The organism is Streptomyces zhihengii, from assembly GCF_016919245.1.
Taxonomy (GTDB): Bacteria; Actinomycetota; Actinomycetes; order Streptomycetales; family Streptomycetaceae; genus Streptomyces; species Streptomyces zhihengii.
In genome coordinates, this window is record NZ_JAFEJA010000001.1 from 5,728,996 (window position 1) to 5,741,692 (window position 12,697).

The 12,697-nt window shown below is 72.1% G+C and carries 14 protein-coding genes and 1 tRNA gene; 8 read left to right on the forward strand and 7 right to left on the reverse strand.

The genetic code is table 11. The annotated features are described in order from the left end of the window. Positions 1-176: 176 nt before the first annotated feature. Positions 177-827 (reverse strand): DedA family protein, encoded by a 651-nt coding sequence (locus JE024_RS24255; RefSeq protein WP_205375610.1) that lies wholly within the window; start codon positions 825-827, stop codon positions 177-179. Positions 828-936: 109 nt separating this feature from the next. Here JE024_RS24255 and JE024_RS24260 point away from each other — a divergent pair, with 109 nt between their 5' ends. Next, positions 937-2,079, forward strand: a complete 1,143-nt coding sequence (locus JE024_RS24260; protein ID WP_205375611.1) for a sensor histidine kinase — start codon at positions 937-939, stop codon at positions 2,077-2,079. Next, positions 2,067-2,711, forward strand: a complete 645-nt coding sequence (locus JE024_RS24265; protein ID WP_244883051.1) for a response regulator transcription factor — start codon at positions 2,067-2,069, stop codon at positions 2,709-2,711. Before JE024_RS24260 ends, JE024_RS24265 begins: the two co-directional genes overlap by 13 nt. Before the next feature lie 251 nt (positions 2,712-2,962). Here JE024_RS24265 and JE024_RS24270 read toward each other — a convergent pair whose 3' ends face one another. The 4 genes from JE024_RS24270 to JE024_RS24285 all read right to left on the reverse strand — a co-directional run bounded on the left by JE024_RS24270 (position 2,963) and on the right by JE024_RS24285 (position 6,834). Then, positions 2,963-3,190, reverse strand: coding sequence for an FmdB family zinc ribbon protein (locus tag JE024_RS24270; RefSeq protein WP_205375612.1), 228 nt, complete (start codon positions 3,188-3,190; stop codon positions 2,963-2,965). A 216-nt stretch (positions 3,191-3,406) separates the two neighbouring features. Beyond that, positions 3,407-3,994, reverse strand: coding sequence for a DUF4383 domain-containing protein (locus JE024_RS24275; protein WP_205376701.1), 588 nt, complete (start codon positions 3,992-3,994; stop codon positions 3,407-3,409). A gap of 604 nt (positions 3,995-4,598) precedes the next feature. Further along, entirely contained in the window at positions 4,599-5,966 is a 1,368-nt protein-coding gene (locus JE024_RS24280; RefSeq protein ID WP_205375613.1) for a hypothetical protein, read from the reverse strand. An 82-nt stretch (positions 5,967-6,048) separates the two neighbouring features. Next, positions 6,049-6,834: a DUF4097 family beta strand repeat-containing protein gene (locus JE024_RS24285; protein ID WP_205375614.1), complete on the reverse strand. Its 786-nt coding sequence runs from the start codon at positions 6,832-6,834 to the stop codon at positions 6,049-6,051. Between the two features lie 182 nt (positions 6,835-7,016). On the opposite strand from JE024_RS24285, the gene JE024_RS24290 reads away from it, so the two are divergent. Beyond that, a tRNA-Val gene (locus tag JE024_RS24290) sits at positions 7,017-7,088 on the forward strand. A 76-nt stretch (positions 7,089-7,164) separates the two neighbouring features. On the opposite strand, the gene JE024_RS24295 is transcribed toward JE024_RS24290, so the two are convergent. Further along, on the reverse strand, positions 7,165-8,334 hold the full coding sequence (locus tag JE024_RS24295) for a tyrosine-type recombinase/integrase (protein WP_244883052.1): 1,170 nt from the start codon (positions 8,332-8,334) through the stop codon (positions 7,165-7,167). A 34-nt stretch (positions 8,335-8,368) separates the two neighbouring features. After that, positions 8,369-8,911, reverse strand: a complete 543-nt coding sequence (locus JE024_RS24300) for a helix-turn-helix domain-containing protein (protein WP_205375616.1) — start codon at positions 8,909-8,911, stop codon at positions 8,369-8,371. Positions 8,912-9,036: 125 nt separating this feature from the next. On the opposite strand from JE024_RS24300, the gene JE024_RS24305 reads away from it, so the two are divergent. Genes JE024_RS24305 through JE024_RS24325 form a run of 5 tightly spaced genes read left to right on the forward strand, consistent with a single transcriptional unit; the run spans position 9,037 to position 12,431 of the window. Next, positions 9,037-9,282, forward strand: coding sequence for a helix-turn-helix transcriptional regulator (locus tag JE024_RS24305; protein ID WP_205375617.1), 246 nt, complete (start codon positions 9,037-9,039; stop codon positions 9,280-9,282). Continuing rightward, positions 9,279-9,587: a hypothetical protein gene (locus JE024_RS24310; RefSeq protein ID WP_205375618.1), complete on the forward strand. Its 309-nt coding sequence runs from the start codon at positions 9,279-9,281 to the stop codon at positions 9,585-9,587. Before JE024_RS24305 ends, JE024_RS24310 begins: the two co-directional genes overlap by 4 nt. Beyond that, positions 9,584-11,926, forward strand: a complete 2,343-nt coding sequence (locus tag JE024_RS24315) for a DUF3987 domain-containing protein (RefSeq protein WP_205375619.1) — start codon at positions 9,584-9,586, stop codon at positions 11,924-11,926. Before JE024_RS24310 ends, JE024_RS24315 begins: the two co-directional genes overlap by 4 nt. Continuing rightward, entirely contained in the window at positions 11,923-12,249 is a 327-nt protein-coding gene (locus JE024_RS24320; protein WP_205376782.1) for a hypothetical protein, read from the forward strand. The genes JE024_RS24315 and JE024_RS24320 overlap by 4 nt, the downstream gene beginning before the upstream one ends. Then, complete coding sequence (locus JE024_RS24325; protein ID WP_205375620.1) at positions 12,246-12,431, forward strand: hypothetical protein; 186 nt, start codon at positions 12,246-12,248, stop codon at positions 12,429-12,431. Before JE024_RS24320 ends, JE024_RS24325 begins: the two co-directional genes overlap by 4 nt. The last annotated feature ends 266 nt before the right edge of the window (positions 12,432-12,697 follow it).

Genomic DNA, 12,697 nt, shown 5'->3' on the forward strand with positions numbered 1-12,697 from the left:
CGCCTCGGCGCCTGAGCCGTCGCAGCCGAGCGGCCCCGGCCCGGATTCTCTCCGGGCCGGGGCCGCTCGGTGTCTCGATCTGCCGGGCCGGGGCGGGATCTCGCCGCGCCGCTCGGTGTCTCGATCTGCCGGGCCGGATCTCGCCGGGCCGGGCCGCTGGGGGCGGGGGCGCGAGCTCAGGTGCGCCGGCGCGTCCCGGCCCCCGCCTTCGTCACCCGCACCACCAGGAAGGCGACGACCGCCAGCACCGCGATCCCCAGCACCACCTTCGAGTACGTCGACACGTACCCGGTCACGTCCTCCCACCGCTCGCCCAGCGCGTACCCCGCCAGCACGAACACCGTGTTCCACAGCGCGCTGCCCAGCGTCGTCAGCAGCGTGAACATCGGCAGCGACATCCGCTCCACGCCGGCCGGCACCGAGATCAGCGAGCGGAACACCGGGATCATCCGCCCGAAGAACACCGCCTTCGGCCCGTGCTTGACGAACCACGCCTCCGTGCGCTCGATGTCCGAGGTCTTCACCAGCGGAAGCTTCGCCGCGATCGCGATCGTCCGCTCCCGGCCGAGCAGCGCGCCCACCCCGTACAGCGCGAGCGCGCCCACCACCGAGCCCGCCGTCGTCCACAGCAGCGCCGCCAGCAGGCTCATCTGCCCCTGACTCGCGGCGAACCCCGCCATCGGCAGGATCACCTCGCTCGGGATCGGCGGGAAGAGGTTCTCCAGCGCGATCGCTATGCCCGCTCCGGGCGCCCCGAGAGCGTCCATCAGGCCGGTGACCCACCCCGGGGCGCTGTCGGCGGCGACGTTCACCATCTGCGTGTCCATGGGCGAACGCTAGAAAGCCGAAGCTGAAGAGGCCCTGAAGGCGGCCCCACAGCATCCTGCGGTTTTCCGCAGTGCGCCCGCACGGCACCGCCCGCTAGCGTGACCGATCATGAGAACCCTGGCGATACGGACGGTCCGGCACACCGTCGGCTGCGCGCTCGGCGCCGCGACCGCCCTCGTCGAACTGCCGCTCACCCTGCTCTGCGGCCTCGCCCTGCTGCTCGCCGGCGTCCGCCCCGGCGCCACCCGCCCCGTGCCAAGGCCGGTCCGCGCCGTGGCCGCCGCGCTCCTCGGCATCGAGCGCAGGCGGCTCGCCCGGTTCTTCGGCATCCGCATCGCCACCGCCCCCGACGACGCCCGCGCACTGCGGTACCTGGCCGTCCGCTGGACACTCGGCGCACTCGGCGGGGCGGTGGCGGTCCTCGTGGTCCTCGGCATCGCCTACAGCTCCCTCTTCGTCTACGTGTGGTGGCTCTCCGCCGTCAGGTACCCGCTGGAGGTGGCCCTCAGCAACCTCGCCGGACTGATGCTGCTCTTCCTCGCCTGCCAGGGGGTCCTCGGCACCGTCGCGCTGGAGGACCAGCTCGCCCGCCGCCTCCTCGGCCCCAGCCCGCACGACGCGCTGGAACGCCGGATCACCGAACTCGCCACCACCCGCGCCGAGATGATGGAGGCCGTCGACGGGGAACGCCGCCGCATCGAACGCGATCTCCACGACGGCGTCCAGCAGCGGCTCGTCGCCCTCGGCATGCTCCTCGGCCGTGCCCGCCGCACCCACGACCCCGCCCGCACCGACGCACTCCTCCGCCAGGCCCACGAGGAGAGCCGCGCCGCCCTCGTCGAACTCCGCGAGGTCGCCTGGCGCGTCTACCCGACCGTGCTCGACGAGGCCGGACTGCGCGCCGCGCTGGAGACCGTCGCCGAACGCACCCCGCTGCCGGTGCGCCTCGACTGGGCCGTCCCCGTGCCGCCGCCGCGCCAGACCGGGACGGTCGCCTACTTCGTCGTCTCCGAGGCCGTCACCAACGTGGTGAAGCACTCCGGGGCCACCCGCGTCGACGTGAGCGTCGGCCGGTCCGGCGACCGGCTCACGCTGCGGATCGAGGACGACGGCACCGGCGGCGCCGACCCCGCCGGCGGCGGCCTGACGGGGCTGGCCCGGCGGGTCGCCGCACTCGACGGCCGGTTCGGGGTGCACAGCCCCGCCGGCGGACCCACCGCCATCACCGCGGAGCTGCCGTGCGCATCATGATCGCCGAGGACTCGACCCTGCTCCGGGAGGGGCTCGTCCGCCTGCTCGCCGAGGAGGGCCACGAGGTGACCGCCGCCGTCGGCGACGCCGCGCAGCTCCTCGTGGCCGTCGCCGCCGACCCGCCGGACGTCGTCGTCGCCGATGTGCGGATGCCCCCCACCCACACCGACGAGGGACTGCGCGCCGCCCTCGACATCCGCGCCCGCTGGCCGGACACGGGCGTGCTCGTGCTCTCGCAGTACGTGGAGAAGCGGTACGCCACCGAGCTGCTCACCTCGGGCGACGGGGGAGTGGGCTACCTGCTCAAGGACCGGGTCGTCGAGGTGGACGAGTTCCTCGACGCCCTCGCCCGGGTGGCGCGCGGGCAGGCCGCGTTCGACCCCGAGGTCGTCCGGCAGATCCTGGCCCGCAGCACCCGCACCGACCCGCTCGCCCGGCTGACCGCACGCGAGCGGGACGTCCTCGCCGAGATGGCCCAGGGGCACACCAACGCGGCCATCGCCGCCCGCCTGCACGTCTCGCTGAGCGCCGTCGAGAAACACATCAACGCGATCTTCGACAAGCTCGGGCTCAGCGGGACGACCGGCTACTCCCGCCGTGTGCTGGCGGTGCTGCGGCACCTGGGGTCGTAGGCGGGGGTTGCCGGTGCGCCGGGTGGCGCGGGCTGCTCGTGCGTGAGGCTGCTCGTGGGGCTGTCTGCGGGGCTGTTTGTGGCGGTCGGCCCGCGCGCCGGGCTGCCCGTGCCGGTTCGGCGTCCCGGGCTGACGTGCGGGGGCCGTGGCGGGCAGCTCGTGCGTGGGGCTGCTCGTGCCGGTTCGGCGTCCCGGGCTGACCGTGCGGGGGCCGTCGCGGTGTGCACGGGCCCGTCCCCGTGTGCGGGAGGTCAGCCGCAGCAGCCGCCTCCGCAGCAGCCGCCCCCGCCCCCGCCCGACGGGGCGGGTGCCGCGCCGGATCCGCCGGCCGCGGTGCCGCCGACGGCCACGGCGGAGAGCAGCTTCACGGTGTCGTCGTGCCCGGCGGGGCAGTCCGCCGGAGCGGACGACTCGGCCATGGGCCGGCTCACTTCGAAGGTGTCGCCGCACGTGCGGCAGCGGTACTCGTATCGAGGCATGCGGTCAGGCTACCGGCACCCCCGGCCCACCAGGAGGTGGCCGACGCGGCCGGTATCGGACGGCCGTCCGGGGGTGATCGCCGCCGCGCGCACGGCACGCCCCGGCCGGGGGCTCGGCGCCGTCCGCGCCGCGTGGGCCGTCCGGGCCGTGCCTCGTCCGTACCGTGCCCCCGTCCGGGCCGGGGCGCCCTACCGTCCCCCGTGCCCGTCCGGGGCTCAGCGCCGGCCGTACCGCACGGCCGGTCCCGCCGTGCCGCCCGCTCCCGCTCCCGTGTTCGCTTCCGCGGCCCGCTCCGTCGCGAGAGCCTCGCGCCGTCGCCGGGCGCGCTGCTCACGCGCGGCCTCCTCGGGGTGGCGGGCCATCCAGTACGGGTTGTCGTGCGGCAGGGTTGCGCTGACCCTCCCGTACATGCCGAAGCACATCAGCATCAGCCCCACGACGAAGCTGAACAGCACGTTCTGCATCTGGAAGGCGAGCGGGTTGAAGCTGCGGTCCAGGAGCGCCAGGTTCACGAAGCCGCTGGCGATGAAGAGGACCCCGAGCGTCATGTTCACCGTCGAGGCGAAGTTCCCGCCGATCACCATGCCGACGAAGAGCAGCAGGCCCACACAGATGGAGAGGATGCTCAGCGCACCGTTGGTGTTCAGTCCCGCGACGGTGTCGCCCTCGATGTCGAACAGCCCGATCCGGTTGACCAGACCGAGGATGCCGAAGACCACCAGCACCAGCCCCATCAGACCGGCGCCGACGCGGTAGACCTGGCTCAGCCGGTGGTCGACGGGCAGATGCTCGTCCAGCCTGATGCGCTGCCTCCGCTCCCACGCCCGCCGCCCGCTCCTCGACGGGGGCGGGCTCGCGGACGAGGGCGAGGACGCGTCCCGGGCCGGGCTTCGTCCGGTCGCGTGACCGGCGGCGGCGTCCGGAGCGTCCGGGGCGTCCGAGGCGTCCGGGGCGTTGTGGGTCTCCGGCCTGTCCGGTGCGGATCCGCGGGTGCGCGGGCGGTGCAGTACGTGTCCGGCCATCGTCGGCCTCCTTACACCGGCCGGCGGGCCGGCGTGTACGGGTCCCGTACCTGCTCCCTCCAGCATCCGCCCGCCTGCCCCGTCGTGACAACGCCGGAGGTCAGGGCCGCCCGGCGGGCGAATCCCGGGGCTCGCTGCCCGGCGCGGGGCGCGGCGCCCTCCGGGCGCGCAAGACCCCGGGCCCGCCGGGCTCCGGGCGCGCATGACCCCGGGTCTGCCGGGCTCCGGGGCCGTCGCGCTGCGGGCGCGCAAGACTCCGGGTCTGCCGGGCTCCGGGCCCGCCGCGCTCCGGGCGCGCAAGACCCCGGTCCGCCGGGCTCCGGGCCCACTGGCGGGGGCCCCGGGCTCAGTGCCCGGCGCCGCCCCGGCAGAGGCCCCCGGCTGCTCAGTGCCCGGCGCCGCGTTCCTCGCGGATCTGCTCGACCACATGCGCCGCCGTCCGCCGGACGGCCTCCATCTCCAGCAGGAAGTGCCAGTAGTCGGGGTGCCGGCCCTCCAGCCCCTCCACGGCGCGCTCCAGCCGGCCCACCGCATCGTCCAGCGGACGCGCGTGCCGGGGATCGGGGGTGTGCCGCCCGGCCATCGCCAGCCGCTGGGCGTCCCGGATCGCGAACCGGGTCCGCTCGATCTCCTGCTGCGGGTCCTTCGCCACGGCGTTCAGCCGCTGCAGACGGTCGCCCGCGGCCGACACCGCCTCGTCCGTGCTGTTCAGCAGCGCGCGCACGGTGGAGAGCAGCGCCGTGGCGTCCGGCCAGCGCTGCTCCTCGCGCGCCTTGCCGGCCTCCTTCAGCTTCTCCTCCGCCCGGCGCACGCTGAGCGCGGCCTGTTCCGGGACCGGCTGGAGGTCCTGCCAGCACGCGGCGGTGAAACGCCGGCGCAGCTCGCTGAGCACGGGGTCGACCTGCTCGGCCCGGGTGGTCAGGGCCTGCGCACGGGTGCGCAGCGACACCAGACGCTTGTCGATCTCGGCGGCGCGCTCGGGCAGGCGGTCCGCCTCCGTCCGCACCGCCTCCGCGTCACGCAGCACCCGGTCGGCCCGCTGGAGGGTCTCCGGGACGCCATGGCGGCCGGCGCCCTCGTTGAGCTTGGTCAGCTCCGGGCCGAGCGCGGCGAGCCGGGCGGCGAGATCATCCGCTCTCAGTCCGGAGCCCCGCACCGCGTCGAGAGCAGTGCTCGCGGCAAGGAGCGCCTGTCGCGCCCGCTCCACGGCGGGCGCCAGCCTGGCGAGCTGCGTCTCCGCCTTGTCCAGCAGCGGCCCGAGCCCCTGCGCGAAGCGGTCCAGCTCGCCCTTGACCTTGACGAGCTCGTCCTTCGCCTTGCTCAGCTCCGTCCGCGCCTGGGCGGCGGCCGACGCCTCCAGGTCGTCCCGGTCGAGATCGTGCGCGTCGACGGCGGTGATGTAGGTGTGGCTGACCTCGTCGATGCGCCGCCCCAGCGCCGCGAAGCCGTCCACCGCCTGCCGGGCCGCCGGGGTGCTGTCCACCGCGCTGATCGTCTCGATGGAGATCCGCAGGTCGCGCTGGGCCGTGTCCAGCTCGTAGAAGGCGGCGGCCGCCGCGTCCTTCGCGGCCTGCGCGTCGGCCCGCTGGCTCTCTCCGCGCCCGCCGCCGAACCACCGCCGGGTACCACCCCCGGCGAACGCGCCGGCCATCGCGACGGCGACCAGGGGCACGGGCAGCAGCACCAGTCCCAAGACGTCACGGACGGCGCGCGCCCCTGGCTTGTGGTGCGGCCGCGCGAGTCTCGCCGTCACATCCCTCTCCCGTGCCGTGTCCGCCCTGACGTTGCCCGTTCCGGGTCAATACTCCCACCAGAAGGACGAACACACGGGTCCGTTAGTTCGCGGTACGCACCACCACTTTGCCGTTGTCACTGCGCGCGGTCACCACACGGGCGCTGTCCTCGTCCCTGGGGACGGACACGTCGACGTCCCCGTTGTCGCTCTTCGCGGTCACCGCGTACGGGGCGCCCTCGCCCGGCAGATCGATCTCCACCTGCCCGTTGTCGCTGAACGCCTCCACCCGCTCGGGCACGGCGTCGAGCCGCAGCCGGACCCTGCCGTTGTCGGAGACCGCCTTCACGGTCGTCGAGGTGACACGCTCGGTGACCACCCCGCCGTTGTCGGTCCGGAGATCGAGCGGCCCGCTGGAGTCGCGGACCTCCACCTTGCCGTTGTCCGAATCGATCTTCAGCGCCGTGGTGAAACCGCTCGCGCTCACGCCCCCGTTGCCGTCCTCGACGGTCACCGCGACACCCCGCGGCACCTTGATCGTGTGCCGCCCCTCGCAATTGGCGGCCAGGCCGTCGCAGTCCACCTTCAGCGTGAGCTTCCCGTCCTTCATCCCCCACGCCTTCTCGGGCCCGCTCCCGAACATCACCCACCCGTCCACCTGCCGGGTGACCTCCACATCGGAGACGTCGGCCGCGAGGATCTCCAGCGAGCTGTTGTCGGACGCGATGGTGAGCGTCTTCCCGCTGAACGGGAACGCCTTGCTCTCCACCGGAGCGTCCTCCACCCCACTGCTCCCGCACCCGCTCACCGCCCCGGCCACCAGCACGACCCCGCCCACGGCCACCCCGACCCGCCCGACCCGACGACGCGCACCCGACATGTACTGCATGACGATCGTTCCCCCTGAAGTTCCCTGCCTGCTGACCCTCCCGACGCTACGAGCCCCCACCCACCCGAATCGATGCGGCGACCCACCGTCCCCGTGGTGGGGCTATCCCCCGCCTCCCACCCGCGCCCCTCAACGGTTTGGAGCAGCCCGCGGTGCGCCATGTAGGCTGTGGCCTCATCCACGGGTGCGTAGCTCAGGGGTAGAGCGCTGCTCTTACAAAGCAGATGTCGGCGGTTCGAAACCGTCCGCGCCCACCGCAGGTCACAGGCCGTTTTTGGGGTTCTCCGCAAGGCGGGCCCCGGGGTCGCAGTACGCATTCAGTACACATGCCTAGTGATCTTCCTTGCTCTCCGCATACCGAGTGAGCACCGTGACCACGTCCCGCAGACCGGCCCGTCGGGCCCGCTCGCGGTCGAGCCGGTCGGCCACCTCGTCGAGCCGGTCCGGGAACAGATGCCCGTACGTATCCAGCGTCATGGCGGCCGACTTGTGGCCGAGCATCGTCTGCACCACCTTCACATCGGCACCTGACGCGATGCTCAGCGACGCCGCGGTGTGCCGCAGCTTGTGCGGGGTGACGCCGAATCCGTCGAGGCCGGCCGCCTTCACCGCCGGGTCGAACACCCGCGGGCGGAAGTTGTCCCCGTACAGCGGGCCCCCGCCGGGAGCAGTAAACAGCAGCTCGGTTGAGGCCCGGTCCTTCACGAGCGGCCCCAACTCGACCGCGAGCGACCGCAGCAGAGGCACCTTGCGACGCTCGTGCGTCTTCGGCATACCGAGCACGAGCCCGTGCTCGCGCGTCTTCTTGTACGCCTGCCGTACGGAGAGGCGCCGCGCGGGAAGATCGACGGCCCCGACCGTCACAGCGGATGCCTCGCCCCAGCGCAGCCCGGTGTAGGCGAGCAGGAGAAGGAGTAGCCGGTACTCGCCCGCCGCGGCCGCGATCCGGTCGACTTGTGCGTGAGTCAGGTACAGGTGCTCGCGCGGTACCGGCCGGGGGAGTGGCACGCCGGCCGCCGGGTTGACCGCTATCCGCTTCGCCCGGACCGCGTGCCCGAGCACGAGGGACAGCACAAGGTGAATCTTCTGGATCCGGGCGGGCCCCACCTTGCGGCAGCCGTGCGACCCCTCGGCGAGGTGGCCGACCCACTCGGCGATGTCTTCCCACTCGATGCGCCGCACCTGGTGCTGACCCCACCGCGGCTCGACGTGCACCCGCCACGTGTCGAGGTACGTCTCGCGCGTCGTCGGCTCCAGCCCGCCAAGGGTGGTCTTCCACTTCTCGGCCACCTCGGCGAGCGTCGCCTTACCGGCCGCCGCGTCCCGGTACGAGCCGTCCCGCATGCGGGCCTCGACCTGGTGCACGTGGTCCTCGGCCTGCGGGAGCTTCTGGAACGTCTTCGACGCGCCCTTGCCGTTCGGCCCGTACCAGCGAACCCGCCACCGGCCGGGCGGCAGACGCTTGCTGCCGGCCTTCTTCGCGGCCTGCCACTTCGTCATGGCCTCCCGGTACTCGGCATGCGTCTGCCGGTCCTCAATCCACACTCTCGCCACCGGGCTCGCCCCCCTTCGTTACAGTCCCCCACGCGCCGTCTTTCAGCGCGGTAAGGAGCGACTGCTGTCCCTCCTGAGTCGTCAGGTCGAAGCCAACGCCCTGCGGCGTCGACGCCATCAGCCACATGGCCAGGAACTGGCTGCGCGCTTCGGCGCCCACCACGTCGTCCGGGTACCGCAGCGGTTCGCGGCCCTGCATCCAACGCCAAGCCTTCTTGCCGTTGACCTTCCCAACCCCGGTCAGCTCCACGTCGCCGCTGACGGTTCGAGGGAGCAGGAGCGTGCTCGGCGGGATGTTGAGCACGGCCGCCAGGGCGACAAGGTCGCCGACGTCAACCCGGCGTTCGGAGCGCTCGAGTTTCCCGATTGCTGATGCCGAGATCGGCCGGTCAGCGGCGGTCAGCTTTTTCGCCAGGTCATACGTGGACAGGCCCGTCCGCTCGCGGTGCCAGCGGACGTTCGCTGCGATGGTGCGGCCGGTCGGGTCGGTGATCTGCGTGGGGGTGCGCTTCTGCTCAGCCATGAGCAGGAGTTTACGGCCCACTTGAATCCTTCCCCGCGTCGTTCCTTCTGTTACTGTCTGGCTCATGGGGCGACTGTAACTTCAGTTGCTCCGAAAAGCGAGTCACTCGACACGGGAGGGGTTCAATGAGCGAGAAGATCGCACGACAAGCCGTCGACAAGGCCAAGGCGGACGGGGTGCTCACCACCCGCCAGGTGGCCGAGGAATACGGCTTTGCTCCGCAGACCCTCGCGAACTGGCGCTGGAAGGGCGAGGGGCCCAGCTTCATTCGCATCGGAAACGGAGTCGGTGCGCAGGTTCGCTACCGCCGCAGCGCCGTCGAAACCTGGCTCGACAAGCACACCGTGCAGACCGGGGGCGCCGCCGCATGAGCGCAAGAAAAATCCCCCCGGCGGCGGGCAACCACCAGGGGGCTGAAGACCAGCGGGCGAGCGGGTCGGCTACCACCGTAGCGCGTGCCTCTGTCATCGCGTACTGCCGCGCCTTCCCCGCCCGCGGCTGCTTCGGCCGGTTCTGGGTTCTCGTCATCGACAGCTGCCCCTACTGCCGGCGCACCCACCGCCACGGCGGCGGCGACGCCCTGCGCCCCTCATACGGACACCGCTCCGCGCACTGCGGCAGCACCAGCCCCCACCGCGGGTACTGGCTGGAGCCCATCACCGAGGAGGCAGCGTGAGCGCGTTCAGCCGCGTCACCGACGCACTCCAGGCACACGGCAGCCGGGGCCGCGGTACGGCCTGGCAGTGCGTCGCCCACGAAGACCGCTCCCCGTCCCTGTCCGTGACGAACGGCAACAAGGGCGTGGTCATCAACTGCCACGCCGGATGCCCCACCGAAGACGTGGTATCCACCCTCGGCCTCACCATGGCCGACCTGTTCGATGAACCCCTGGAGAAGCACGTGCGGCCGCAGGTCGTTGCCGAGTACCCGTACGTCGACGAGCACGGCGAGGTGCTCCTCACCGTGAAGCGCCTGGAGCCCGGATACGACGGCGAACGAAAGACGTTCCGGCAGTACCGGCCCGACGGCACCGCGGGCGTCAAGGGCATCCGCCGCGTCCTCTACCGGCTCCCCGAGGTGATCCGTGAGGCGCAGGCCGGCGGAACCATCCTCGTCGTCGAAGGCGAGAAGGACGTCGACAACCTTGCGGCGATCGGCGCCGTGGCCACGTGCAACATCGGTGGTGCCGGGAAGTGGGCCGACGAGTACACCCAGTTCCTCCGCGGCGCTGCCGAGGTGGTCGTCATCTCCGATCGCGACGAGCCCGGGTACAAGCACTCGGCCGCTGTTGCCACCTCCATCCACCGCGCGGGCATCCCCGTCCGCGTCCTCGAACCTGCCCGCGGCAAGGACGTCTCCGACCACCTCGCGGCCGATCTCGGCTTCGACGCGCTGGTGCCCGTGGATCGCACCGCCCCCCCGAAAAACGATTCCACCAATTCCAGCGAACCCCCGGAACGGCGCGTTCCGCCCTCTACTGGAATTACTGGAATGGAAAACGAGGGGGGCGGTGCATCCTGGGAGCCCCCCATCCCGGTGCCCACCTACCAACTCCCCCCGTTCCCCACGGACGCGCTCGGTGCCCCGCTCGCCGCATGGGTGCGCGCCCAGTCCGAATCCCTGAACGTGTCCGAGGACCTCGTGGCGTTCTCCGCGCTTGGCACGGTGTCCACCGCGCTCGGCGGTCGCCGCCGCATCCATGTCAAGGACGGGTGGGAAGACGAGAACGTCTGCCTCTACCTCCTCGGCCTGGCCGGATCCTCCGCACGCAAGACACCCGCCCTCGATGCCGCGTCCGCCGCCCTGCGCGAGCAGACCGCGCTGCTGCGCGAGGACCGCCGCGCCGAAGTCGACGAGAACGACCAGAAGATCCGGATCGCCGAAGCGGAGATGGCCACAGCCGAACGCCTCGCCGCGTCAGGCAAGGGCAGCCCCGAGGACGCCCGGGCCGTCCTCGACACCCTGCGAGACCTACGGGACAAGCCCGGCCTGCCCAAAACCCTCGTCGGTGACGTCACCCTCGAAGCGCTCGGCAAGCTCATGGGTGAGAACGGCGGCCGCATGGGCCTCCTCGAATCCGAAGCCGGGTTCTTCAAGGCCTGCGCCGGCCTGTACGGCAACGGGCGCGCAGACATCACACTCGTCCTCAAGGCCTACTCCGGGACCGGCCACGACATCGAGCGCATCATGCGTGGCAGCACATGGATGCCGCACACCGCGCTGAGCATCGCCCTAATCGTGCAGCCCGGTGTTGTCGAGCAGATGGAGAAGGACAACCCCGAGTTCAAGTCCAGCGGCTTCCTGAACCGCTTCCTGTACTCACTGCCCGCCCCGATGCCGCCCGGGAGCTTCGACACCCCGACCGTGCCCGCGGCGGTCCGCGACGACTACAACCAGCGCATCGGCGCCCTGTTCCAGAAGGTGTGGACAGCCGAGAACATCACGACGGTCCACCTCACCCACGACGCCCGGAAACGGTTCGCGGACTTCTACAACGAGATTGAGCAGCGGAAAGCCGAGAACGGCGACCTTCACGACCTGGCCGAGTGGGCAGGGAAGCTGTGCGGCCAGATCCTGCGCGTCGCCGCATGCCTCACCCTCTTCGACGACCACGGGGCCACCGAGATCAACGAGGAAGGCATGGGGCGCGCGCTCAGCCTCGCCCCGTACCTGATCACTCACGCCCGGGCCGCGTTCGCCCTCATGTCCCGCGACGGCGACGGCGGCCGCAAGCTGCTCCGCGACATCCTCGACCGACTCCGCGACCTTGCCGACACCGAAGGCACCGTCACCCTGCGAAAGGTCCGCGAGTCCTTCAAGGGCCGCTTGGCCACCGGCGGCGGAAACGTTGACGCCGAAGCCGTCCAAGAGGCGATGGAGCAACTCGAAGACCTTGGGTGGGTCGCCGAAATCCTCGCCCCGCCACGGAAGCCCGGACAGCGCGGCGCCCGACCGTCCCCGAAGTACGACATCCACCCGCTGATCCTTAACCCGCCCTCGAAGGAGACCCCGTGAACGTCGACGACGTCGTCCAGGAGCGCATCGAAGCGGCCCGTATCCGCATCGCCGCGGCCAAGCGCCGGCGCGAGGAACTGGGCGCGGCCCGCCGCCGCGGCCTGGTCGCCCGCCACGCCGCCAAGCTCCGCAACCTCGACGCAGCCGACCGGCGCCGCGCCGCCGCGAATTCCGTCGCGATTCCCGACGGAACCCCTGCCGGTTCCATCCGCCAGACGGACGCAACCCCCGGCCCCGGCCCCGTCACCGCCGCCGGCCTCGCCGCCGTACAAGCCCAGCTCGAACGCATCGCGGACCGCCTCGACACCGAGGAGACCCCGTGAAGCTGACCGCCCCGCAGCACCGCCTCCACTGCCCTGCCTGCCGCACCATCCGGCCCGTCCGGGAAGTCGGCAACACCCGGATCGGCAACCGCTGGCACACCCTCGTCCAGTGCGTCGACAAGGCGTGCGAACTCATCTGGGCCATCCGCGGCCTGGCCACGACCCGTGACCGCGCCGCCTGACCCCGGCACCGCCCGGTACCTCGGCCCGGACGGATCCGTCACCATCCCGGCCGGGGTCGCGAACGAAGTCCTCCGAGCCCTGATGCGCGACCTCACCACCCGCGTACGAGCCGACGGCGGGGAAGTCACCCCGGCCGTCCGGCAGGTGCTGTACGCCCTCCACGAAGCCTCACAGCAACCCGCCCCAAGTTCCGTCCCCGGAACCACCGTTGCCACCCCTGCCACAGTCGAACTAACCGCGTACGAAGCAAGCATCGCCCTGGGAT

Coding starts and splice junctions, on each gene's coding strand:
- JE024_RS24260 (WP_205375611.1), top strand. CDS start 937: ATGAGAACCCTGGCGATACGGACGGTCCGGCACACCGTCGGCTGCGCG.
- JE024_RS24300 (WP_205375616.1), bottom strand. CDS start 8,911: ATGGCTGAGCAGAAGCGCACCCCCACGCAGATCACCGACCCGACCGGC.
- JE024_RS24310 (WP_205375618.1), top strand. CDS start 9,279: ATGAGCGCAAGAAAAATCCCCCCGGCGGCGGGCAACCACCAGGGGGCT.
- JE024_RS24305 (WP_205375617.1), top strand. CDS start 9,037: ATGAGCGAGAAGATCGCACGACAAGCCGTCGACAAGGCCAAGGCGGAC.
- JE024_RS24285 (WP_205375614.1), bottom strand. CDS start 6,834: ATGCAGTACATGTCGGGTGCGCGTCGTCGGGTCGGGCGGGTCGGGGTG.
- JE024_RS24255 (WP_205375610.1), bottom strand. CDS start 827: ATGGACACGCAGATGGTGAACGTCGCCGCCGACAGCGCCCCGGGGTGG.
- JE024_RS24270 (WP_205375612.1), bottom strand. CDS start 3,190: ATGCCTCGATACGAGTACCGCTGCCGCACGTGCGGCGACACCTTCGAA.
- JE024_RS24295 (WP_244883052.1), bottom strand. CDS start 8,334: ATGACGAAGTGGCAGGCCGCGAAGAAGGCCGGCAGCAAGCGTCTGCCG.